Annotated in this window: 20 protein-coding genes; 10 read left to right on the forward strand and 10 right to left on the reverse strand. The window is 65.6% G+C overall.

Annotation, left to right across the window (positions count from 1 at the left end):
- Positions 1-122 precede the first annotated feature (122 nt).
- The 4 genes from K7H93_RS11000 to K7H93_RS11015 are packed head-to-tail and all read left to right on the forward strand — an operon-like array spanning position 123 to position 4918.
- Complete coding sequence (locus K7H93_RS11000) at positions 123-755, forward strand: TetR/AcrR family transcriptional regulator (RefSeq protein ID WP_230783637.1); 633 nt, start codon at positions 123-125, stop codon at positions 753-755.
- Positions 748-2433: an MFS transporter gene (locus K7H93_RS11005; protein ID WP_230783638.1), complete on the forward strand. Its 1686-nt coding sequence runs from the start codon at positions 748-750 to the stop codon at positions 2431-2433. Before K7H93_RS11000 ends, K7H93_RS11005 begins: the two co-directional genes overlap by 8 nt.
- Entirely contained in the window at positions 2430-3548 is a 1119-nt protein-coding gene (locus tag K7H93_RS11010; protein WP_230783639.1) for an HlyD family secretion protein, read from the forward strand. The genes K7H93_RS11005 and K7H93_RS11010 overlap by 4 nt, the downstream gene beginning before the upstream one ends.
- Positions 3549-3553: 5 nt before the next feature.
- Positions 3554-4918: an efflux transporter outer membrane subunit gene (locus K7H93_RS11015; protein ID WP_230783640.1), complete on the forward strand. Its 1365-nt coding sequence runs from the start codon at positions 3554-3556 to the stop codon at positions 4916-4918.
- A 22-nt stretch (positions 4919-4940) separates the two neighbouring features.
- On the opposite strand, the gene K7H93_RS11020 is transcribed toward K7H93_RS11015, so the two are convergent.
- From K7H93_RS11020 to K7H93_RS11035, 4 genes are all read right to left on the reverse strand, one after another.
- Positions 4941-5603 carry an SCO family protein gene (locus K7H93_RS11020; protein ID WP_230783641.1) on the reverse strand — a complete coding sequence of 221 codons (663 nt, stop codon included), beginning with the start codon at positions 5601-5603 and terminating at the stop codon, positions 4941-4943.
- The gene (locus K7H93_RS11025; protein WP_230783642.1) at positions 5596-6138 is read right to left on the reverse strand and encodes a copper chaperone PCu(A)C; all 543 of its coding nucleotides are present in this window, start codon (positions 6136-6138) and stop codon (positions 5596-5598) included. Before K7H93_RS11025 ends, K7H93_RS11020 begins: the two co-directional genes overlap by 8 nt.
- Before the next feature lie 74 nt (positions 6139-6212).
- Positions 6213-6623 carry a DUF2946 family protein gene (locus tag K7H93_RS11030; RefSeq protein WP_230783643.1) on the reverse strand — a complete coding sequence of 137 codons (411 nt, stop codon included), beginning with the start codon at positions 6621-6623 and terminating at the stop codon, positions 6213-6215.
- A 67-nt stretch (positions 6624-6690) separates the two neighbouring features.
- Positions 6691-7530, reverse strand: a complete 840-nt coding sequence (locus tag K7H93_RS11035; RefSeq protein ID WP_230783644.1) for a LysR family transcriptional regulator — start codon at positions 7528-7530, stop codon at positions 6691-6693.
- Between the two features lie 98 nt (positions 7531-7628).
- Between K7H93_RS11035 and K7H93_RS11040 the strand changes: the two genes are divergently transcribed.
- Entirely contained in the window at positions 7629-8609 is a 981-nt protein-coding gene (locus K7H93_RS11040; RefSeq protein ID WP_230783645.1) for an aldo/keto reductase, read from the forward strand.
- 4 nt (positions 8610-8613) lie between these two features.
- On the opposite strand, the gene K7H93_RS11045 is transcribed toward K7H93_RS11040, so the two are convergent.
- From K7H93_RS11045 to K7H93_RS11060, 4 genes are read right to left on the reverse strand one after another with little or no spacing between them, the layout of a single operon-like run.
- Positions 8614-9912: a TolC family outer membrane protein gene (locus K7H93_RS11045; protein WP_230783646.1), complete on the reverse strand. Its 1299-nt coding sequence runs from the start codon at positions 9910-9912 to the stop codon at positions 8614-8616.
- The gene (locus K7H93_RS11050) at positions 9905-12325 is read right to left on the reverse strand and encodes an FtsX-like permease family protein (protein WP_230783647.1); all 2421 of its coding nucleotides are present in this window, start codon (positions 12323-12325) and stop codon (positions 9905-9907) included. The genes K7H93_RS11045 and K7H93_RS11050 overlap by 8 nt, the downstream gene beginning before the upstream one ends.
- A 13-nt stretch (positions 12326-12338) precedes the next feature.
- Complete coding sequence (locus tag K7H93_RS11055) at positions 12339-13028, reverse strand: ABC transporter ATP-binding protein (RefSeq protein ID WP_054525142.1); 690 nt, start codon at positions 13026-13028, stop codon at positions 12339-12341.
- 8 nt (positions 13029-13036) lie between these two features.
- Positions 13037-14332, reverse strand: a complete 1296-nt coding sequence (locus tag K7H93_RS11060; protein ID WP_230783648.1) for an efflux RND transporter periplasmic adaptor subunit — start codon at positions 14330-14332, stop codon at positions 13037-13039.
- A 99-nt stretch (positions 14333-14431) separates the two neighbouring features.
- Here K7H93_RS11060 and K7H93_RS11065 point away from each other — a divergent pair, with 99 nt between their 5' ends.
- The 4 genes from K7H93_RS11065 to K7H93_RS16095 all read left to right on the forward strand — a co-directional run bounded on the left by K7H93_RS11065 (position 14432) and on the right by K7H93_RS16095 (position 20046).
- Positions 14432-15694 carry a sigma-54-dependent transcriptional regulator gene (locus K7H93_RS11065; protein WP_230783649.1) on the forward strand — a complete coding sequence of 421 codons (1263 nt, stop codon included), beginning with the start codon at positions 14432-14434 and terminating at the stop codon, positions 15692-15694.
- Positions 15691-16842, forward strand: a complete 1152-nt coding sequence (locus K7H93_RS11070) for a sensor histidine kinase (protein WP_230783650.1) — start codon at positions 15691-15693, stop codon at positions 16840-16842. The genes K7H93_RS11065 and K7H93_RS11070 overlap by 4 nt, the downstream gene beginning before the upstream one ends.
- 90 nt (positions 16843-16932) lie before the next feature.
- Positions 16933-18015, forward strand: coding sequence for a DUF2855 family protein (locus K7H93_RS11075; protein WP_230783651.1), 1083 nt, complete (start codon positions 16933-16935; stop codon positions 18013-18015).
- A 78-nt stretch (positions 18016-18093) separates the two neighbouring features.
- Positions 18094-20046, forward strand: coding sequence for a diguanylate cyclase domain-containing protein (locus tag K7H93_RS16095; RefSeq protein WP_230783652.1), 1953 nt, complete (start codon positions 18094-18096; stop codon positions 20044-20046).
- A gap of 3 nt (positions 20047-20049) precedes the next feature.
- Here the strand turns inward: K7H93_RS16095 and K7H93_RS11085 are convergent, their stop codons facing one another.
- Entirely contained in the window at positions 20050-21045 is a 996-nt protein-coding gene (locus K7H93_RS11085; RefSeq protein ID WP_230783653.1) for an NAD(P)H-binding protein, read from the reverse strand.
- A 59-nt stretch (positions 21046-21104) separates the two neighbouring features.
- Entirely contained in the window at positions 21105-22337 is a 1233-nt protein-coding gene (locus K7H93_RS11090) for an NAD(P)/FAD-dependent oxidoreductase (RefSeq protein WP_230783654.1), read from the reverse strand.
- A 236-nt stretch (positions 22338-22573) separates the two neighbouring features.
- On the opposite strand from K7H93_RS11090, the gene K7H93_RS11095 reads away from it, so the two are divergent.
- The gene (locus tag K7H93_RS11095; RefSeq protein WP_230783655.1) at positions 22574-23869 is read left to right on the forward strand and encodes an Nramp family divalent metal transporter; all 1296 of its coding nucleotides are present in this window, start codon (positions 22574-22576) and stop codon (positions 23867-23869) included.
- The last annotated feature ends 100 nt before the right edge of the window (positions 23870-23969 follow it).

The following is a 23969-nucleotide window of genomic DNA, read 5'->3' on the forward strand; positions in this document are numbered from 1 at the left end:
CCGCACCATCCGTCGGATCGGTCGATCTGCGGTCCGGCAGGTGCTGCCTCCTCGAATATATTCAACGCCTATTGAATATATTCGAGGAGGATCCTAGATCGCGCTCCTGACAGGAGCGTAGAGTGACCAAGCGACGCGGGCCGGGGCGGCCCAGAAAAAGCGATACGGATACGAGCGCGGCGATCGCCGACGCCGCCCGGCGGCGCTTTGCCACGCGGGGCTACGAAGCGACCTCGCTGCGTGAAATTGCCTCGGACGCGAACATCGACGTCGCGCTGATCGCCTATCGGTTCGGCGGCAAGGCGGGCTTGTGGAAGTCGATCGTCTCGCAATCGGCGAAGGATCTTCAAGCAGCGCTCCACCAAGCGATGACAGACACGCAGGCGAAGCCCGCCCGCGAACGTTTGCGCCACGCGATGAGGGCCTTCATCGACTACCAGCTTGCGCACCCGGATATGCCGCGGCTTCTGTTGCGCGACATCACGATCGATTCCGATCGCAACGACTGGTTGCTCGACGAACTTTCCCTGCCGCTGCACCGCTATTTCTTCGATCTTGCCCAGGCGGCTGCGGCAGAGTGCGAGGGCGATGTGCACCACCTGCAATTCAGGGTCGCCAATTTCATCTATGCAGCGGCGAGTACGGTCGCCCGGCGCGAACGGCTCGCCAAGCTGGTCGATAATGTTGCGGACGACCGGGCGTTCGAGGCGGCGCTCGAAGACACTCTGATTGACAGAGGATTGCGCTGTGACTGATCGCCAACCGCTTTTCGACCACGCGGCCGGCTATCGTTTCAAGCCGCACGAGATGCCGATTCTGCCCGGGTCGCCCGCCAATCCGGACCACCCGGGTGCCAGGCGTGCAGCCTATCTTGCCATCGGTATTTTCATCGGGCTGCTCGGTGGCAGTCAGAACGGCTTCCTGCTGGCGAATTCCGGCGCCGTCCAAGCCGAATTCGCCCTTACACCGGTGGAGGCGGGCTGGCTCACGGTCGCATTCTATTCGACCTATTCGTGCTTGAGCATGCTGCTTTTCCGGGTGCGGCAGCATTTCGGTATCCAGCCCTTCGTGCGCTGGGCGATGGCAGGGCTTGTGGCTGCCAATTTCGTGCAGATGATCGGCCCGGGCTATTACCCCGAACTGGTGGCGCGCGCCGTGGCCGGGATTACGGCCGCAGGATTGTCGGCGCTGACGATCTACTACCTCATGCAGGGCCTGCCTGCGGCAATGAGGGTTGGGGGACTGGTGATTTCGCTTGGCCTTACGCAGATCGCGTTTCCTCTGACGAGGGCGCTGTCGCCGGTGCTGCTGGTGGATAACGACATGGATCATGTCTTCCAGTTCCAGTTTGCCCTGTCGCTTCTCGGTTTCGGGCTTGTGTACCTGCTGCGGCTTCCCCCGGGCGAGCGCAAGGAGACGTTCGAACCGCTCGATATTCCCAGCATCGCTCTCTTCATAGTCGGCATCAGCGCCTTGTGCGCGTTCCTGATCCAGGGCCGCATCCAGTGGTGGGATACCCCCTGGCTCGGCTATGCGCTGGCGGTCGCCATCCTTTGCCTCGGGGGCTGTTTCCTGATCGAAGCCCACCGGAAGACTCCGATGCTTGACCTCAGCTGGCTGTCCAGCCGCGCGATCCTGAGCCTTGCCGCAATCGGTGCGACGGTGCGCGTGCTGGTCGCCGAACAGGGCTTCGGCGCAAGCGGAATGTTCTCCGCGCTGGGCTATGGCAACCAGCAGCTCACCGGCTATTTCTGGGTGCTGACCGGCGCGACCTTCGGCGGCATGGTGCTTTCGGTGGTGCGCCTGGACCCCAAGGATCTGACACGCCCGGTCCTGTTCGCGGTCTTCGTCATCTGCATCGCCGCCTTCGCCGACACCCGGTCAGGTGTCATGTCGCGCCCGCAAGATCTCTACTGGACCCAGGCTGCAATCGCTTTCGCCGCGGTGTTCGCCATGGGCCCTATCATGATGGAAGGCATGCTCCGCGCGCTGGCTGCCGGGCAGAGGTTCGTCATCAGCTTCATCGCGATCTTCTCGCTGTCGCAGTCGATGGGCGGTCTGGCAGGCAGTGCGCTGCTCTCGGCCTTTCACACGATACGCCTGAAGACGCACCTGATCGATGCCGGTAGCACGCTGACGCTCGGCAATATCCAGTTTGGGCAGGCCCTGTCCAACGCCGCGCGGCGGGTCGCGCCCGTGCAGTCGGACCCTGCTCTGCAGCAACAGGTGGCATCCTCCAGCATCTCACAGTCTGTCTCGCGCGAGGCGGCGGTGCTGGCATTCAACGACGTGTTTTTCCTCGTCGGCACTCTCGCGGCAGTGACCTTCGCCGTGATTTTCGTGCCGTGGCTCATCAACAAGATTCGCGGGCGCAATCCGCTCGCCAAGGAACTGGCCTCGCTGGAGGCCATGCTCTCAAGGACCAAGCAATGACAAATTCCCCTTCACAGAGCGAGGCTCAACCCGAGGTTTCCGAAGACAAGCCCGTCGAGGCGGAAACAGGGAAAGGGTGGTCTCCCAATGTTTCGCGGCGGCGCATCATCGTTGCCGTCTTCGTTATCCTCGCTGGGGTCTTCGCGACCTTGTACGCTTGGGATCTTCCGCCATTCGCTGGCGGCGACGAGACGACGAACAATGCCTATGTGCGCGGCCGTACGACGGTGGTGAGCCCGCAGGTCGCCGGCTACCTTACCGAAGTGCCCGTCACCGACTTCCAGCGGGTTGAGGAGGGCGACCTTCTCGCGCGGATCGACGATGCGCCGTTCCAGCAGAAGGTCCTGCAAGGCTCGGCGAACTCCGCTGCGCAGCAGGCTGCACTGGCCAATAGCGCGCAGAGCCTGCGCTCCGCCCAGGCGCAGCTCAAGCTGCAGACCGCCGCGGTGACGAGCGCGCGCGCCGCGCTGCAGAAGGCGCAGGCGGACATGAACCGCATTGCCGAACTGGTCGACGAGGGATCGGTCTCGCTACGCGAGCGCGACCAGGCGCGCGCCGCCTTGCAGCAGGCGCAGGCCGGTGTGCAGCAAGCGGAGGCCCAGCGGGCCATCGCCGCCGAGAACGTGCGATCGGTCACGGTCGGTCGCGGTGGGCTGGAAGCGCAGGTTGCCGGTGCCGAGGCATCGAAAGACCTCGCCGAGATCGAGCTTTCCCGCACCGAAATCCGCGCGCCGCGTTCGGGCCGCCTGAGCGAGATTACCGCCCGCGTCGGCCAGCTCGTCAGCGCGGGGACGCAGCTGATGTACATCGTCCCCGACGAGCTGTGGGTGGTCGCAAACTTCAAGGAGACCCAGACCGCCGAGATGGCGGTGGGCCAGCGGGCGACGCTGGAAGTCGATGCGCTGGGCGGGCTGGAACTGACCGGTCGGGTGCAGAGCATCGCGCCTGCCGCCAGCAGCGAATTCAGCATCGTCAAGCCGGACACGGGCGCGGGCAATTTCGTGAAGGTGCCGCAGCGCATCGCGGTGCGCATCGTGCTCGACAAGGGGCAGAAGGCTGCCGAGCGGCTGGGGCCGGGCATGTCGGTCGTCGCAACCGTTCACACCAAGGATTGATCGCCATGCGCAAATCTCTTGCCCTTCTGCTCACATCCGCGCTCGCGCTGTCCGCCTGCGCGCCGAGCCTGCAGGATGCCCCCGTGGGCAGTGCCGTGACGCCGCCGATCGAGTGGCGCACGCAGCTTGGTGCGAGCGCCCCGGTCGAGGCGGCGTGGTGGGAAAGCTTCGGCGATCCCCAGCTGTCCCGCCTTGTCGAGCAGGCGCGGCTCAACAATCCCGATGTCCGCATCGCGGCGGCGCGAGTGGATGAAGCACGCGCGACCGAACAGGCTTCACGCGGGTACCTGCTGCCATCCCTTGGCGTGGGCGTCGAAGGCGGAGTGCAGCGCGAGGTGTCGGCGCTGGGGCGGCCACAGGAGTCGGTTGCGGCCCAGCCGACCTTTCGCGCCTCCTACGAACTCGACCTTTTCGGCAAGAACGCCGCGCGGGTCGATGCGGCAGAGGCAGGCGTTGCGGCGAGCGCGGCTGGCGAAGAAGCCGTTCGCCTCGCAGTGAGCGCGGCCACCGCCACAGGCTACATCACACTGCTCGCGCTGGATGCCCGGCTCGCAGTGCTGGAAGATACGCTGGCGGCGCGCCAGGAGGCGCTCAAGTTCGCCCGCGACCGTGCCGAGGTCGGCTATACGTCGCAGCTGCCCTTGCGGCAGGCGGAGGCCGAATATCAGGCGACCGCGCAGCTGGTCCCACAATTGAAGGCGCAGATTGCGCGGCAGGAGAATGCGCTGTCGGTCCTGACCGGGGAACTGCCCGGCGGCATCGAACGTGGCGGGACGCTGGACGAACTGGTGGCTCCGGCACCGCCCGCAACGCTCCCTTCCGAACTTCTGCGCCGCAGGCCGGATATCGCGGCGGCGGAATACCGGATCGCCGCAGCCGACGCCAAGATGCGGGTCGCGCGCGCCGATTTCATGCCGTCGATCGATCTCGGGGCGAGCGCAGGCCTGGCGCTCTCCGACCTGCTCGCCGATCCGATCAGCGTCTGGTCGTTCGGCGGCAGCATCCTTGCGCCGATCTTCCAGGGCGGGCGGCTGCAAGCGCAGCTCGACGGCGCGACCGCGCAGCGCGATCAGGCGGCCTGGGCCTATCGCTCCACCGTGCTCGGTGCCTTCCGGGAGGTGGAGGATCGCATGGCGATCCTGGCCAATCTCGGCGAACAGCAGACTGCGCTGGAGGCCCAGCAGAGCGCGGTCGCGGATGCGCTGCGCCATGCGCGCAATCGCTACCGTGCAGGCTACACGCCTTATATCGAGCAGGTCGATGCGCAGCGTGCGCTGCTCGGGGTCGAACTCTCGCTCGTGCAGGCGAAGGCCGACGAACTGACCACGCTGGTGGGGCTTTACCAGGCGGTCGGCGGCGCCCCGCGCTAGTCGCGGACACCGCCGGACCCGTTCAAGTCGTGTCGACCAGTCGCCTCAGCTTGGCGAGCGAGGTCTTCGGATCCTCGTGATAGTCGATGGTCGATCGTAGCTTGCCCTCGGCATCCATCAGATAGACCGAGGCGGTGTGGTCGATGGTGTAGTCATCGCCTTCGGTCGGCACCTTCTTGTAAAAGGCGTGGTAGGCCTTTGTGACCCGGGCGATTTCTTCGTCCGAGCCGGTGAGGCCGATGATCGGCGTGCCGAACAGGTCGACATAGCGCCCGATATCTTCCGGACTGTCATAGCCGGGGTCGACCGAGACGAACACGATCCGGAACTTGTCGCCGTCCTCACCCATCTGCTTGCGCAATTTGGCGAGGCTTGCGAGCGTTGTCGGGCACACATCCGGGCATCGGGTGAAACCGAAGAAGATCGCAAACGGCTTTCCCTTCAGTGTCTGGTCGGTGACGGTCGAACCATCCGCGGCGGTGAGTGAGAATGCACCGCCGACCGTGTCGGCATAACCGGCCGGTTGATCCGGCGCAGGCTGCCTGTCCGGCCCGACCAGAGCGAATAGACCCATCCCGGCGAAAAGCGCCACGAACAGCCAGACGATCATCCGGAAGGTTCTCAAACCCGCCGCGCGTTCTTCCGGCGTCTGCTTTTCTTCAAGCTCTGGAAACGGATCACTCATCGCCCCCTCCTACCTCAGGCCCCTGCGAGCCGACTGGCTTGACGATGAGTTCCACCTCGACCGGCCCGGCCTTCTCAAAGGTGAGCGTCAGGGGGACGGTTTCGCCCCGTTCAAGCGGGTGATTGAGGCCCATCAGCATGATGTGGAAGCTGCCCGGCTTCAGCGTGACCGTATCGCCTGCGGGGATATCCAGTCCATCGGACAACTGACGCATGCGCATCACGCCGTCGGTCATGTCGACCGTGTGGATCTGCACGTCGCCCGCCACCGGGGTCGATCCGCCGGTCAGCCGGTCGGCACCGCTGCCCTCGTTGGCGATGGTCATGAAAGCGCCGCCCGCGTCCTGGCCCTTCGCGGTCTCGCGCGACCAGGGGGCGGTGATGACGAGCTCGCTGCTGGCGTTTTCGCTTGCCGCGCCCTCAGGCTGGGATTGCGAGCTGCACGCTCCGATCGAAAGGATGAGCGCTGCGGCGCCAGCAGCGGCAAAGCCAGCGTGGATCGTCCGCCCCAGCGGGCGGGTCGTCTTGAATTGCATTTTCTATACTCCGAAAGGCCGCGCTGCGCATTCCGGGCGCGCGACGGCAGAACCGACAGGTCAGGCTAGGATTGTCAGGCCGCTGCCGGAGGGCCGCGCAGCGGCGGTCGGAGGTAGGAGTTTCGCTGAAACGCAAGGTGCCGCACCGGCGCTAGGCCGAGCACGAGGATGAAGGCGAGGGCGAGCGCCAGCAGTGCGGCGTCGCCCGCGCCGCCGGCCGCCTTTGCGAGGCCGGAGAAGGCGCAATGCTTGGCCTTCTCCATGCCATCCGAATGGCCGCTGGCCGGCTTCTTGCCCGGGATGACCAGTTGCATCTGCTTGAGGCCGGCCGAGGCATCGGAACAGATCGTTACCGAAAGAACGGTGTCGCTGGCGGTGGACACCATGAAACCCGCGGGGATTATTGCCCGGATAAAAAACGCCACCAGCAGCAGCGCGAGCGCAAGGTGGCGGTATTCCCGAATCAAGGCGCGCAAGGGTTTCATCCGCCATGTGCCCTAGAGCGCGGTCGTCGCTTTGTCAGCCAGCCGCCTTCGCCGCTTCGCCGCAGCGCTATGCGCCAAATGCCTCCACCAGCATGTCCGCCACTGCGCGCACGGCTGGCGCGTGGCGCAGGTCGGCATGGATGACCAGCCACACGGGCCTCGGTTCGGGCTGGTCCGGTGCGACCCGCTCAAGATCGGCGCATGCGTCGCCCATGACGCAGGGCAGCAGGGCGACGCCGAGCCCCGAACGTGCGGCTGCGAACTGGGAGTGGAAATCGCCGGTGAGCAGATCCAGCGGTCGCGCACCCGCAAATTCTGCCAGCCAACGCTGCTGCGGCACATGTGCGAGGGTCTCGTCGAAGGCGATGAAGCGCCAGTCCGACGGCGGCTGTCCAGCGACCGGGGCGCCCGCGTAGAGCGCGAAGCGAACCTCGCCGATGCGACGGACGATATTCTGCCGTCCCTGCGGCTCGACCATGCGCACTGCGAGGTCCGCCTGCCCGCTATCGAGCGAGGCGAGGTGCGAATTGGCCGACAGCGCGATCAACAGCTCGGGATGAGCAGTGCGCAGGTCGCCCATCGCCGGAATGATGACTTCGCTCACCAGTACCGGCGGCGCGGTCAGGCGCACCATGCCGGTCAGCGTTCCTTGCGCTGCATGGCTTGCGCGCTCGATCTTCTGCGCACCCCGTTCCATCTCCTGCGCGATGGCGGCAATTTCGCGGCCCTTCTCGGTCAGCGGCGTGGAGCGGGCGAGGCGGCGGATGAGCTGCTGGCCCACAGACTCTTCCAGCGCGGCGATGCGGCGGGAGACCGTCGCATGGTTCACACCCAGCCTGCGCGCGGCTGCGGCCAGCGATCCCTCGCGTTCCAGCACGGCGAGCACTTGCAGGTCATCCCACTTCATCTGATCGTTTTTGCACAGATGGTGTGCAAACGCATTCAATTTCGCGGATTTGCGCGGGCGCTATGGTGGGCAGCGAAACCATCACAGGAGTCTTCATCATGATCGCCCAACTTCCCCTCGGCACCGAAGGCCCGCAACTCCCGCAGCTTGGCCTGGGCTGCATGGGCATGTCCGAATTCTATGGCGAGACCGACGACGCGCAGTCGCTGACCGTGCTCGATCGCGCCTACGAGCTTGGCGTGCGCATGTTCGATACTGCCGACATGTACGGCAATGGTCATAACGAGGAACTGCTCGCGCGCTTCCTGAAGCACGGTCGGCCCGAAGCCTTCGTCGCCACCAAGTTCGGCATTCGCAAAGCACCGGGCGAATATGCGCGCACGATCGACAACAGCCCGGACTATATCCGGCAGGCTTGCGACGCGTCGCTCCAGCGGCTCGGGGTGGAGCGGATCGACCTCTACTATGTCCACCGCGCGGAGGCCGGTCGCAATATCGAGGATACGATGGGCGTGCTCGCCGATCTGGTCGCAGCGGGCAAGATCGCGCGCATCGGCCTGAGCGAGGTCTCTGCCGACACCCTGCGGCGCGCGCATGCTGTCCATCCGGTTGCGGCGGTGCAGAGCGAATATTCGCTGACCACGCGCGATATGGAGGTCGAGGTGCTGCCCACTTGCCGCGAGCTGGGCATTGCCTTCGTCGCTTACAGCCCGCTCGGCCGTGGGCTCCTCTCCGGCGCGCTCGACCGCGAAGCCCTCTCGGAAGATGATTTCCGACGCCATACACCGCGTTTTTCGGAAGATGCGCTGGAAGCCAACACCGCGCGGCTCGGCACCCTGACCGCCATCGCCGACCAGCGCGAGGCCACTGCGGCTCAAGTCGCGCTGGCATGGGCACTGGCCAAGGGCGTCTTTGCAATCCCCGGCACCAAGCGGCTGACCTATCTGGAGCAGAACATCGCAGCCGCCAGCCTAACCCTGTCCGATGATGACATTGCCCGGCTCGACAGCGCCTATGCCCCCGGCACCTTCGTGGGCGAACGCTATACTGCCGAGGGCATGAAGGGAGTGAACGCGTAAGTACTCACCCCGCGACCGTGCCATCTCCTTCCCGGCCATCCAGAAAGGCCGCACGATCGAGATGGCCGGTTGCCCTGAGCAGTGCGGCCTGCGCCATCAGCACGTCGCTGCGCGCCCGGGCGAGGGCGAGCTGGGCAGAGCGATAGCTCTGTTCGGCAAGCAGAATGTCGATCGTCGAGCGCAGGCCGAATTCGTATTCCGCGCGCACCCCGTCGAGCGCGATCTGTGCGGCTTCCAACCCGTCGCGGCTGGCCGTTTCGCGTTGCTTTGCGGCTTGAAGGGTGGCCCAGGCGGTCTCGACCGAACGCATGGTTTCGCGCAGCTCTGCCTGGACGGCGTAACGATCGGCGCGCGCGGTCGCTTCCGCCTCGCGCACTCTCGATGCCACCAGCCCGCCGGTCAGCAAGGGAATGCGCAAGGTGACACCGACGCTCGCGGCACTGTCGTAATCCCGCAAGCTGCCTCCCGCGTCTTCCACGCCGCGGCCATAGGCGCCCGCAAGCTCGATGCTTGGTGCGCCGTCTGCCCGAGCGCGGTCGATCCTGGCTCTGGACGCATCGACGATGCGGAGACGTTCGAGCAGACGGGGATTGGCGAGTTCGGCAGCAGCGCGCGCATCGGCGAGGTCGGCGGGAAGCATCCCGGGTGGGGGCACTTCGTCCTCCAGCGCGCCCGGTTCCTCTCCCACCACCGCGCGATAGGCTGCGCGCGCGCTTGCAAGAGCGGCCTCGGCATCGGCGAGATTGGCGACGACGCTCGATCGCTGGGCCTGCAACTGGGCAACGTCGGTCCGCGTTGCTTCGCCCAGATCGAAACGCGATTGTGCCTCGCCTATCTGCCGGTCGAGCCGCTCGATCCCGATCCGCGCGACCTCGACCGCTTCCTGTGCGAACAGCAGGTCGGCATAGGCCGCGACCACCCGCTCGAGCACCGCCGCCTCATTGTCGCGCACCACCTGTGCGCCCGCCGCGACATCTGCCGAGGATGCTCGGACGGCTGAGGATACGCGGCCGCCGGTCCAGATCGGCATGGCCGCTTGCAGATCGGCGCTACTCGCGCTCCCGCGGCCGAGATCGTCGTAGCCTGCGCCGGCAACTGCGGAGAGCGAGGGCCGACCCTCGGCCCGCGCCTGTTCGGGGGCCTCCTCAAGCGCCTCCTGCCGGGCCTGCGCCTCGGCCAGCGTGGGATTGGTGGCATAGGCTGCCGCAATCGCATCGCGCAACGTGTCGGCCTGGGCGGGAGCCGCGCCGAGCAGCGCCGCTCCGCCGAGCAGCGCGGCTCTTGTCATGATGCCTCTAGTCATGGCGCAGCGCCCATGCCGGAGCGGTACGGCTCGCGCGGAGCGACTGGCCGAGGACGGTGAGCACCGCGATCGCGATCGCGACCAGACTGGCCCCGATGAAAAACAGCGGCGAGAGGGCGATCCGGTCATCGAAGCCTGCCAGCCAGGTGCGCATCGCAAAATAGGCGAGCGGCCATGCGATCAGGTTCGCGATCAGCACCGGCCGCATGAACTGGCCGACCAGCAGCTTGACGATGTCGGTCGCCGATGCACCGAGCGATTTGCGGATGCCGATTTCCTTCACCCGCCGCGCGGTGTTGAAGGAGGCTAGGCCCCACAGACCGACCATCCCGATCAGCACCGCAAGCCCCGCGCCGATGGCGAACAGGCGCGCGGCGCGTTCGTCGTCTTCATAGAACTCGGCGAGGCGCATGGACGCGCCTCCCGCGTCGAAGGGCACGTTGTCTGCGGCTTCGTTCCAGACGGAGTGGACAGCCGATGCGATCTCTCGCGGATTACCGTTAAACCGGATGTTCGCCACCGGGAACGCGGGCATATCGCCGTTATATTGGAAGTACGTGGCCGCATGGGGTTCGCGAGGGGTGAAGAACCGCAGATCCTCGACCACGCCGACGATCTCGTAATCGTCGTTCGCTCCCCGGACGACCTGACCGACGGCCTCCTGTGGATCTGAAAAACCCAAGGCCCTGCTGCCCGAGCGGTCGACAAGTATGTTCGCTATCTGGCCGCTTTCGCGCCGCGACACGTCGTCGAGTCGGAATTCGTCCCCCAGCAGCCGACCGGCAATCGGTTTTGCCCCGATAGCCTCGAAGAAGTCCGGACCCGTTGAAATGCGACGAAGCGACGGGCCGGGGCCGGTCGCGCCGGGTGGAGAGACAGTGCTGAAATTGACCGTTCCGGTGCCACCGGGGGCGCTATCTGCGATCCCGACCGAACGCACGCCAGGTAAGGCCTTCCAACGCTCTATCATCGCGACGCGCTGGCTGCGCGATAGTGCAGCAGCATCGAAAGAATTGACCACCAGAAGGCCGTCGCGTTCGAAGCCCAGATCGCTGTTGCGCACGTGCTGCATTTGCGCCGCGAGGACCAATGTGCCGATCAGGAACGCGGTGGCGAGGCCGAATTGCAGCGCAACCAGCGCTTCGCGCACACGGGTCGCCGACTTGCCGCCGCCGGGTGCCCGCGAGGAGGCGAGCACGGCGGCGGGCCGATAGACCGAGATCGCCAATGCCGGATAGCTACCTGCCGCAAGCCCGATGATGACGGCCAGCATGATGAGCGCCGGGATCACGAGAGCGTAAGGAATTGCGAGGCTCAGGCCACCGGCTGCATTGACGAGCGGGAGTGCAATTTCGGCGAGGATGAGGCCGACGAGACACGCGAGTGCCGCATTCAGCACCGCCTCTGCCAGCAACTGGGCGATGATCGCGCCGCGTGTCGCCCCGCTGACCTTGCGGATGGCGATCTCACGGGCCCGCAGGACGGACCGTGCGGTGGCGAGGTTTACGTAGTTGACCATGGCGATGAGCAGGGTCAGCACGCCGACTATGCCGAGCGTCACGACAGTCAAACGGAGGCTTGCGGTCGCCTGGCCTTCAGGCGTCAGGTGACCCTCCGCCAGAGGTTGCAACCGCAGGCTCATAACGTCGGCGGCATCGCTGCCGAGATCGTCTATGGCGCTGCGTTTCACCAGCTGCGCCATGGAATCCTCGAACACGGGGATGTCTCTGGGGTCTTCCATTCGAACGAAGGTTTGCACCTGGCTCGAACCCCAGTTGTACCAGACTTCGTTCGGCGGATTTTTCGGTAACGGGGTCGCAATGTCGAAATTTATCTCGGTCGCGTCGGGCATGTCCCGGAAGACCGCGGTGACGCGGTAGTTTTGCGGCTCATCATAGGTGGCGGTGATCATCCGGCCGATCGGATCGCGATCCTGAAACAGACTGCGAGCCAATGTCTCGCTGATAATGGCGCTGTTGGGTCGGGCGAGCGCGCTATCCCTGTCACCCGCGACCAGGGGCAATTCGATGACGTCGAGGAATGCTGGATCGACCTGGACAAAATCCGTCAGCGTCGATGACCCGCCGCGCAAAATCGAACCTCTGTCGACGCCGCCGCGCAACCGTGTGCCGACCAGCCCGGGATGCTCTGCGCGCAATTCTTCCAGCAGGCCCCCCATGGTGGAATCGAACGCTCCGTTGAACGGGCTGTCCGGGATGTTCCACTCCGCCTGAATCAGATAGGTCTCCTCGTGATTGGGCAGCCACTTCTCGAAACTCGTCTCGAACCGGACATAGAGGCCCAGCACGATGAACACGGCGATGCCGATCGCCAGCCCGCCGATGTTCAGCGCGGCATAAAGCTTGTGCCGGGTGAGCGAGCGGTAAAGCGAGAGGAGGCCAAAGCGGTTCATGAATGCGTCCTCCTCAGATTGCGCGCATGGCGCTGGCGACGATCCGGCCGTCGAGCATGTCGATCCGCCGTTTCGCCATGTCCGCGTGGCTGGGGGAGTGGGTGACCATCACGATGGTCGCACCACCGGCGTTGAGCGCGGTGAGGATGTCCATCACCTGCTCCCCATTGGCGGTGTCGAGATTGCCGGTCGGTTCGTCGGCGAGGATCAGCTTGGGCTGGCCCACGATGGCGCGAGCGATGGCGGCGCGCTGCTGCTGGCCGCCCGATAGCTGGTGCGGGAAATGGCGCGCACGGTGGGCGATGCCGACCGTGTCCATCGCCGCAGCGACCCGCTCCGCCTTGTTGCCGGACACATCCTTGCGATAGGCGAGGCCCAGTGCGATGTTCTCCTCGATCGTCAGTTCGTCGATCAGGTTGAAGCTCTGGAAAACGAAGCCCAACTGCGCAGCGCGGAACTTCGCCAGCGCTTTTTCATCCATGGCGGCAAGGTCTTCTTCGCCGAACCAGTAGTGGCCCGAGGTCGGCCGGTCGATCGTCCCCAGCGTGTTGAGCAGGGTGGATTTGCCGCAGCCAGAGGGCCCCATGATGGCGAGGAATTCGCCCTCCGCCACCTCCAGGTTCACATCGACCAGCGCGGTCGTTTCGACTTCGTCGGAGGCGTAGCGGCGTTCGATATTCTCGAGCTTGATCACGAAATTCATCCCTCTTTTCAGCGGATATTGATGGTGTCGCCCTTCACCCGGGCGAGATTGCTGGTGACGATGCGCTGCCCCGGTTCGAGGCCGGACAGGATCTCGGCCTGGCGCGGATTGCGGCGACCGAGAGTGACGGAGACCCGGCGGGCGTGATTGCCATCGGGATCGATCACGAAGACCGAAGATCCGCCTTCGCTCAGCCACGCTCCGACCGGGGCAATCAGTGCGGGCTTCGCCGCGCCGAGCGTGATCCGCACGTCGAGCGTCTGTCCGCGATTGAGCGGCTGTTTAGGCAGCTGTTGGAAGGTCAGTTCGACGCGGAAGCGGCCATCGGTAACGGTGGGCAGGACCTTGGATACGGTCAGCGTCGCGCCGTCGGAGGTGGTCGCCTTCTGACCGACCTCGACCCGGCCGAGATAGTATTCGTCGACATCGGCCTCCAGCTTCCAGTCGCCTTCGCTGTCGACCTGACCGGCAGGGTCGCCCGGCGCGAGCGTCTGGCCTGGCTGAAGCGGGAAATTGGTCAGGCGGCCGGCCATCGGCGCGCGGATCGTCAGCGCATCGAGGCTGCCGCGCACGGCGGACAGGTTGCTCTGCAAACGCGCGCGGGTGGCGTCGAGCATGCGGCCCTGCGTGGCGGTGATTCCCGCCTCGGTGGCGCGGCCCTGACGCAGCTGGGCGAGGCGCTGCGACTGGTAGTCGACCTCTTCCTGATAGCTTTTGACCCCGGCATCGGAGACGAAGCCCTTGTCGTGCAGCTGCTGGCGGATATCGAGCTCGCGCCGTGCTCGGACCAGATCGTACTCCGCCGCCGCGACTTGCCCCGCGCGATCGACGCGGGAGCGCTGGATACCCAGGTTCTCGCCCGCGACACCGCCCAGCTGGCTGGCGATCTGTGCTTCCTGGCTGAGCACGGTGAGTTCGAGATCGGGGTTGGCGAGCCGGGCGAGTGGCTGGCCCTTGGTAACCAGCGCGCCGTCCTGCACGAACAGCTCTTCCACCTGACCCCCGCTCATCACGCCGACGAGGGTGGTCGTGGCGGGCACCACGCTCGCGCGGACCGGCAGGTAATCGTCGAAGGCGGCGCGGGTCACTTCGCCTGTCTGGATGTCGTCCGCATCGACATTGGTCGAACCGCTCGCGGGGATCGCGCGCCATCCGACAAAGGCGATCGCGATCACCGCGATGGCGATCAGCAAACGCTTGTCGCGCCACCACGGCACCTTCTTCTTTTCGACCTTGCGATCCATCGCGGCACCGGGTGCGGGCGTAGACAAACTGTTGGACTGTTCGGCTGTGTGCGTCATCATGTCGCCAGTATCGCCGAACAGGGCTGAAAGACCTAAGTTACTATGATCGCACGAAAATCCAGCAGCGCCTCTGCATCCGAGCGTCCGTCGCCGGACACTGTGTCCGCAAATGGACAGCAGGGCGAAGCGTCAAGCGCAAAAGCGGGGCTGGCGATTCTGCTGATCGACGACCGGCCGGAAGTCGCCAGCGCGATGGAAATCGCGTTTCGCATGGCCGGGCACAGCCTGACCGTGGTGCACGAGCCGGAGGAGGCGTTCTCGCAGCTCGCGCGGTCCCGCTTCGATGGGATCGTGCTCGACCTCAATTTTACCCCGGGGAAAAGCGACGGCAAGGAAGGGCTTGCCTGTCTCGCCCGGATCATGGCGGACGACCCGGCGGCGTGCGTCGTGGTGCTGACCGCGCATGGCGGGGTGCGCATGGCGGTTGCCGCGATGCAGGCGGGCGCGCGCGACTTCGCGGTCAAGCCTTGGAACAATGTCGACCTGATCGGCAAGGTGGAAGCTGCCGTGGCGCGCGAGCCGACCGCGCCCGCTGCGGGCGCAACTGCTGCCGAGCGCACCATGCCGCCAGCGCGCATCCTTGGCGAAAGCGCGCCAATCGAGGAATTGCGCCAGCTGATCCGCCGGGTCGGGCCGACGATGGCGGGCGTCGCCATCACCGGACCTTCAGGGGCGGGGCGGATGCTGAGCGCGCTCGCGGTGCATGCCGCTTCTGCGGATGCGCAGAACATGCCGCTGCGGATCGATCTGCGCGAGGAAGGCGCGCTCGACGCAATCGGGGATGCTGCAGGCAGCGTGATCCTGCGTTATCCAGACCGGCTCGGCGAACTGGCGCAGGATCGCCTCGCCGCAAGGCTCTCCGAGAACATTCGCCCGATCGCGATCGTCGACCGGCCCGATGCGCTGACGCCTGCGCTCCGCCGACGGATCGCGACGATCGAGTTTGCCGTACCTCCTCTCGCGCAGCGGCGCGCGGACATCCCCATCCTGGCGCGCCATTTTGTGACCGATGCAGCGATTCGCTTCGGCCGCGCCATCCCGCGCATTACCGAAGCGGCCGAGACGGCCTTGCGTGAGGCGGACTGGCCCGGCGAAGTGCGAGGGCTCGCCGCGGAGATGGAACGTGCGGTGTTGCTCTCCGATGATGGCATGATCGATACCGCAGCCTTGTCGATCGGTACGCCCGTTGTGGCCAGCGCTCCTGCCGAGAACAACGCGCCCAGCTTCGATCTCGACCGCACGGAAAAGGCGATGATCGCCGCCGCGCTGGCAGAGCACCATCACAATGTCAGTCACGCGGCTAAGGCACTTGGGCTCAGCCGCGGGGCGCTGTACCGCCGGATGGAGCGCCACGGGCTATGAGGCTGTACCACGGGCGCGGGTGGCGGGCGGCGGGGCTGGGGCTGGCGCTGCTCGCGAGTGCAATCGTGTCGACCTTCGCCTGGTACACCGGTCGATGGGGGCTGCTGACCGGCGCCGTGCTGGCGGGGATCTGGGCCCTCGCGCTCGCGTGGTGGAACGCTGCGCTCGTCCCTTCGCGCCCGCTTGCAGACGGTGGCGAGGCAGAGGACGGAGATGCAGCCGTGCATCGCCTGTTGCTGGACGCCGCGCCGACCCCGTTGCTGGCGCTCGATCGCGATACGGCCCGCGTGCTCAACCGCGCGGCGCGTGCGATCTTCGGCGCCGACGACCGGATCGTTCCGGTCCCGCCCGGGCTGCTCGATCCTTCGGCACCCACCTTTCGCCACGAAGGGCGGCTGTGGCGGATCGACCGGGTGGAGGCGTCTTCGGGCGTAACGGTTGCCGCGCTGATCGATGTCGAGAGCGAGGAACTGGCTGCCGAGGCGCGCGCCAGTGCGGACCTGATCGAAGTGCTGGGGCACGAACTGCTCAACGGCCTGTCGCCGATCGTGTCGCTGGCCGAGAGTGCGCAGACCGCAGCGGCGCAGGAGCCGGTGGACACCGCCTTGCTGGCAGAAATTCTCGGCCCGCTTGCACGCCGCGCCGAAGGCTTGCAGCGCTTCGCGACCGATTATCGTGCGCTCGCCCGGCTGCCCGAGCCGATCCTTGCAGCCTCGTCACTCGATCAGTTCGCGCGCGATCTGGCGCAGCTTTTCGCGCAGCGGTGGCCTGCCACGACGCTCACGCTGGATATCGGCGCGGTCGAGCAATGGCGGATGGATCGCGATCAGCTGCACCAGGCGGTCTGGGCGCTGCTCAACAACGCCGCCGAAGCGACCAGCGCGACCAGTGAACCGCGCGTTACCCTCTCCATCGATCATGAGGAGAACCGGCTCGCGATTACCGTCACCGACAACGGCGTGGGCGTGGACCCGGAAAGCGCAGCGCTGATCTTCCGGCCTTTCCACACGACCAAGCCGAAGGGGTCGGGCATCGGGCTGTCGCTAGCCCGCCAGATCGCACGCGGCCACGGTGGATCGCTGGAGCTGACGGGGGCGAACCCTACCGCGTTCAAGATCAGCCTCCCGGCAGGAAATGCTGTCGATTGATTGACCTGAAGGGGGCTTTCGGTCTCATGATGGCGATGAGTAGTTAGGGCGCTGTCAGCAGCCCATCCACACAAGGCAAAGAGCCCGCACATGACGACAACCAGCCAGTTCCTGGTCCAGAAGGACAATATCCGCGAAGGCCGTATCGACATGCGGGAAGTGCCGCCGCTCAGCGATGGAGAGGTCCTCGCGCGGATCGAGCGCTTCGCGCTGACCGCCAACAACGTCACCTATGGCGTGATGGGAGATCGCATCGGATACTGGAAGTTCTTCCCGGTCGAAAGCGAGGGGGAGGGCGTTATTCCCGTATGGGGTTTTGCCGAGATCGTTGAATCCGCGCATCCGGAGGTGCCGGTTGGAGAGCGGATCTACGGCTTCTTCCCCATGGCAAGCCATCTCGTCATGCAACCGGCAAAGGTCAGCGAAGGCCGCTTCGTCGATGGCGCGGAGCATCGCGCGGGTCTGCCGCCGGTGTACAATTCCTACACCCGTGTCGGCGCAGAGCCCGATTACGACGGCGAACTGGACGATGCGCGCATGGTGCTGTTCCCGCTCTATGCGACATCCTTCTGCATCTACGACTTCATGCAGGACCATGACTGGTACGGCGCCAGTCAGGTCGTCGTGCTGAGCGCGTCCTCCAAGACCGCGATCGGATGCGCCTATGCGATCTCCGCCGATGCGTCTGCGCCCAGGAGCGTCGGCGTCACCTCGCCCCGGAACGCGGCGTCGGTCGAAAAGCTGGGCCTCTACGACGAGGTCCTGACCTATGACGCGCTGGACAATATCGACGCGAGCATTCCGACCGTCGTCATCGACATGTCTGGCGATGGCGGCGTGCTCGGGCGGCTGCATGAGCATTTGGGCGACAACATGAAATACACCTCCAACGTTGGTGTCACCCATTACGACGCGAACACCATGCCGCCCGGATTCATTCGGGAGCGCAGCGAGATGTTTTTTGCGCCCGGCCATATCCAGAAGCGCCACAAGGAGTGGGGCCCGGGCGTGTTCGAAAAGCGCGCGCACGACTTCTGGAAAGACACCGCGCTGAAATCGCGCGACTGGCTGACGATCCACCGCGAGGAGGGCGATGGTGCCGTGAAGCAGGCGTGGAGTGCGGTCGCTCTGGGCAAGACCCCGGCGGACGAGGCCTGGGTGGTCGGCTTCTAGAGCCGCCCGATCCTCACCCGATCTTAACCATGTTTCCATAGCGCTCCCCAGTCTGATGGACCGGAGCAGCGGATACTTGTGAAGCACGAAGGGGATATTTCTCCCGGCGAGCGGGATGGCTGCGCCGAAGAGGTATTCAGCCGCCCGCGCGTGTCGTTTACGCGCAAGGTGGCCTTGCGGATGATCCTGCTCGCCTTCTGCGCGGCGGGAATTCTCGCGCTGTTCTCGTTCCATGCCGTCAAGAACGAGGCGGAGAAGACGCTGGTCGCCGAGTGGAAGATGCAGATCGAGCTGCGCGGGCGCTATGAAAGCGAGCGCTTTCTGCTCGCCGAGACACTGGCGGATCGCATGGCCGAGAGTTTCCTCGCGCTGTATTCCAACCCTGCTGTCGTGCCCTCGGCACGGTTCTCGGATTACTTCTACGAGCCGGGTGACGGAACCATCCGCCTCCGCCCCGAATATTTCTCGGGGCAGGACGATGCGCGAGCCGCTCCTGGCGGCGTATCGGGATTCATCGCGCGCGATCGGCCGCCGCTGACGGATGAATTGCAGCGCCGGCTCATCCTCACTTATGAGACCGTGGCCAGGTTCGGGCCGGGCGGATCGGCGAACTTCGCCAACGTGCATGCCAGCCTGCCCGAAAACGCGCTGATCATGTATTGGCCGCAGGCGCCATGGGGCCTGAATGCCGCGAGCGATCTGAACATGACCGAAGGCTCCGTGCTTCAATCCACCCTGCAGGCCTACAACCCCGATCGCCGGCCCGTGTGGACCGGCCTCTATTACGACGCCACCGCATCCAACTGGACCATCACGTACCAGAAGCCGGTCGATCGCGCTGGGCGCCATCTTTTCACGCCGAGCCTGGATGTCAGCCTGACCGACCTTATGGGAGAGGTGGCCGACGGCGGGCCTGGCGGATCCTTCGACCTGATCCTCTCGCGCGACGGAATGCTGGTGGCCTATCCGAAGGGGATGGACGGGTTGCCCGAGGACGCCGGCCAGATCGATATCGCGGAGGCGGACAATCCCGACCTCAGCGCGATCTATCGCCGCCTGCTGGAAGCCGATCCGGATGGAGCCGCTCAGGCAAAGGTCGTGTTCGACGAAGACCTGAATGCCTATATCGCCAGCGCACGCATCGACGGGCCGGACTGGTGGCTGGTGACCGTGCACCCTAAGTTGCAAGTCGAGGCACGCGCGTTGCGCTCTTCCGGGGCGATCCTGATCCTCATCGCCCTGTTGTTCGCGGCGTTCATCCTGGCGGCGGTCATCGTCCTGCGGACCAGCGTGTCTTCCCCGATCCGAAAGATGACGCGGGCGACCCGCCATCTGGCCGACGGCAACTACGAATCCGTTGCTGGCAGCGACCATGGTCTGCCAGTCGACCGGAACGACGAGATCGGCATGCTCGCGCGCAGCTTCCGGCGGATGGCCGACAAGGTCGAGGATGCGCGCGCCGGGCTCGAGCGCACGGTCGCCGAACGAACGCTTGAGCTCGAACTCGCCAACCGGCAGCTCCTCGACCAGAGCCGCAGGGATGCCCTGACCGGCGCGCTGAACCGGCGGGCGTTCGATCAGGATCTGCGCCAGGCGATGGTGGACGCGAGAGCAGGGACGTCGATCGCGCTGGCGCTGTTCGACGTCGACTTCTTCAAGCCTTTCAACGATCACTATGGCCATGTCGCTGGCGACAGGGCGCTCGAACGGGCGGTGTCCGCGATCGGCGCGGCTTTACCCAGCGCATCGATCTACCGCTATGGCGGGGAGGAGATTGCCGCGATCATTCCGGCTTCCTCCACCAACGGTTCGCGCAGTGCGGTCGAAGGTGCGGTGGAGGCCGTGGCGCGGATCGGAATCCCGCATGCCAAAAGCGACCTCGGAACGCTGACGGTAAGCGCGGGGGCGATGACGATCCCGCATGATGCCGATGACAGCGAGCGGGGGTGCCGGACCATTCTGGAGGCCGTCGACAAGGCGCTCTACGCTGCCAAACATGCCGGGCGGAACCGCTCCGAGTGGCTGTCCTAGGCTCTAGAACACGGCATGCTCGCCGCGCTCGGCCTGCGCCTCTCCGCTGAGCAGCTGCGCGTAATAGTCGAACAGCGTTTCGGAGCCGGTCGAGGGCGTCGCCTCGGCATCGTAGAGGCCGGTTTCGGGGTTCAACACGAGCATGGACTCGGTCGCGTAGTAGCGTCCGATGCGCGCAAGTTCGGCCTTGGCTCTTAGCGAAGGGACGACGCGCCCGATGGTGCCGAGCATCAGGACGATAGCATCCAGCAACGCGACGGGCACATGTTTGAAGCGCGGCGGCTGTCCGAGCATGGCGAACAGCGCCTCCCCCTGCATGCGCGGCGTGATCGCCGGTCCCGGGCCACCGATCGGCAGGATGCGGTTGCGCCGCTCTGGGTTGTCGATGCAATCCGCGAGGTATGCGGCAAGGTCGCCGTCGCTGATCGGCTTGCACGCGGTCAACGTGCCGTTCCCGAACATCACGAAGGGCTTGCCCTGCCGCACGCGCTCGACCTGGCCCGACAGTGATTTGAAGAAAGCTGTAGGGCGCACGATGGAATAGTCGATCTCCGATGCGATCAGCGAGTGTTCGAATGCCAGCTTGGCTTTCTGGAAAGCCAGTTGGGGCTTCTGCACGCAGATCGCGGACAGCAGGATCATGTGCGGAATGCCCGCCGCCTGTGCCTGCCGCAGAGCGTCCAGATGGGCGTCGTGGTCGATCCGCCAGGCATCGTCCGGTGCGCCGGTACGCGATGCGAGGCACGAGAGCACAGCATCGAACCTTTCGCCCCGGAAGCCGTCGCGCGCCAGCGAAGCCGGGTCGGTCACATCGCAGGCGCGAAGCTGGGCCCCGGATAGGTGAGGGGGCGCGGATCGCTCAGATGTGCGTCTCGCCAGACAGACCACCTCGTGCCCGCGCGCGACCAGTGCGTGCACGGTTGCACGTCCGATCGTGCCGGTCCCGCCAAGGACGAGAATGCGGCGCGGCTGCACACGATATGTTCGATCGGCCTGCATCGGATCAGGCTAGGCGATACCGCGGCAGGTGGCGAGGAATTGCTGACGCAGTCCCTGCGTCAGGACGTCGCGAGTTCCTTCAGCGGGGTACCGGGATCGGCGACCGCCTTGGGGTCCGGCGAAACGCTCTGCTCGACCAGCTTCCGGCCTTGGACGAAATCCTTCATCGCATTGACGCAGTCGAGCGCGATCACCTGTCCATCGCGCAGGTAGACGACCGAGAAGGAGCGGGCGGCAGGGTCTCCGCGCAGCACCGTCGCGTCGTAGCCTGTCGAGAGACCGGCGGTCTGAAGCTTCAGGTCATACTGGTTGGACCAGAACCACGGGAACGCGGCATAATCCTGCGGGTCGCCGCAGATCGCCTTCGCCGCGGCGGTGGCCATGTCGTTGGCGTTCTGCACGGACTCGATCCGCAACACCGCATCTTGCGCCCAGCGGCTGCGATGGGCGGCGCAGTCGCCGATTGCGAACACGTTCTCCAGCGAGGTGCGGCACGACCCGTCGACATCGACGCCGTTCGAACACACCGCGCCTGCCTTCGCCAGTGGTTCGACCGAAGGCACGATCCCGATCCCGACGATGACCAGATCGGCGTCAATCGCGCTGCCATCGTGCAGGCGCACGCGTGCGACCCTGCCATCCTCGCCCTCAAGACAGTCGACCATCGTCTCGAGCCGCAGATCGACCCCGTGGGCGCGATGCTCGGCCTGATAGAAGGCACTGAGTTCCTCGCCCGCCACCCGAGCAAGAACGCGCGGCTGCGCTTCGAGCAGCGTGACTTCGCAATCGAGCTTGCGCAGCACCGCTGCCGCTTCCAGCCCGATATAGCCGCCACCGACCACCACCGCCTTCTTCGCGCCGTCGCCCAGTTCCTGCATCAGGGTATCGACATCGCTGCGCGTGCGCACCGCGTGAACGCCCTTCAGGTCCGCGCCCGAGCATGTCAGCGCGCGCGGCGCGCCGCCGGCGGCCCAGATGAGCTTGCCGTAGCCGACGCTCTCGCCGGTCCCCAGCGTCAGCTCGTGCTTCGCAGGGTCGATCGCGACGACCTCGGTGCCAAGGCGCAGCTCGATGTTTTTGTCGCTCCAGAACTGTTCCGGACGGATCAGGATACGCTCGAACGGCTTGTCGCCGGAGAGATATTCCTTGGACAGGGGGGGGCGCTCGTAAGGCAATTCGCTGTCCCGACTGACCATCAGGACCGATCCTTCGAACCCGTTCTGCCGCAGCGCGATAGCTGCCTGCGCTCCGCCATGGCCCGAGCCCACGATGATGACGTCTCTGGTTTCCATTGCAGACTGCCGTGGCGCTCCGTTTCAATTGAGGTGCAAGGTCGTGACAGGCGGTTATATGGACGACCGCCGGAATTTTCGCCTCACCAAACAACCTGGTTGGCGAAGCAGACCGCACTGACCGCGCCCGATTCCACCGGTCAAATGCACTGCGGCTGTTTCAGGGCACGCGCCCCGCGTATATGCGGCGCGCTTGGGCTTTCGCACCGGGGGGCCGAAAGAGGGAGAGCGCAATCATGAGCGACCAGGGCGAAATGGCGCAGCACCATCATGCGAGCGATCCGGAAGGACCGGATGCCGGGCATGCTCCGCCGACGCGCGGCCGGATGTGGCGCCATCTCGGCCCCGGAATCGTGGTCGCGGCGACCGGGGTGGGGGCCGGCGATCTGGTCGCCACGCTGATTGCCGGGTCGCGCTTCGGCTATGCCTTGCTGTGGGCCGCGGTGCTCGGTTGCATCGTCAAGATCGCGCTGTCCGAAGGCTCCGCCCGCTATCACCTCGCCACAGGCTCGACCATCCTTGCGGGCTGGCGATCGCTGGGCCGATGGACCAGCTGGTATTTCGGCGTCTACGTGATCATCTGGGGTTTCATCTACGGCGCCACCGCGATGAGCGCGACCGCCCTGCCGCTGACCGCGCTGTTTCCGGGCCTGTCGCTGCGCGCCTGGGCGATCATCGCGGGCCTGTTCGGCTTCGTATTCGTGTGGTTCAACAAGTACGAGACCTTCGAGACGGTGATGAAGCTGCTCGTGGGCACGATGTTCGTCATCATGGTGGGGCTGGCGATCCTCGTCGCGCCAAGCCTGCCGGACCTTGCCCGCGGCATGACCTTCACGCTGCCCGAAGGCTCGCTGTTCTACACGCTCGGCCTGATCGGCGGGGTCGGCGGGACGATCACCACCGCCGCCTATGGCTACTGGACGCAGGCCAAGGGATGGCGCGGCACGCCGTGGCTGCCGATGATGCGGGTGGACAATTCCACCGCGTACATCGTGACGGGTATTTTCGTCATTGCCATGCTGATCGTGGGTGCCGAACTGCTCCATTCCGCCGGTATCGCGCTGCAGGACAGCGACCAGGGGCTGCTGGGCCTATCGGGCGTGCTGGAGGAGCGGTTCGGCGCGACGATTGCGACCCTGTTCCTGATCGGCTTCGCTGCGACCTCGGTCTCATCCCTGCTCGGTGTGTGGCAGGGGATGAGCCTGTTTTTCTCCGACTGGTGGTATCAGATGAAGGGCCGCGAAGAGGGCGGGCACGAGGGCAGCAACGCCTATCGTTTCTACCTCGCCTGGCTGACCTTTCCGCCGATGCTCCTGCTGTTCGCGGACCGCCCCTTCCTGCTCGTAATCATCTACGGCGCGTTCGGGGCGCTCTTCATGCCGTTCCTCGCCATCACGCTGCTGATGCTGAACAATTCCGAACGCCTGCCGGCAGAGGCCCGCAACGGTGTGGTTTCAAACATCACGCTGGCGGGATCGGCGATCCTGTTTATCGTGCTGGCGGTCCAGCAGGTCGCGAGGCTTGTCGGATAGGTGGCGGATATCCGGAGTGGAGCAGCTTTGCGCGGTGGCAGAAGGCGGAATTAACATCGAAAATCAGGCGTGTCGATACAACGCCAGCTAACCGGCTCCG

This window comes from Citromicrobium bathyomarinum (assembly GCF_021021475.1).
In the GTDB taxonomy this organism is placed as follows: Bacteria; Pseudomonadota; Alphaproteobacteria; order Sphingomonadales; family Sphingomonadaceae; genus Alteriqipengyuania; species Alteriqipengyuania bathyomarina.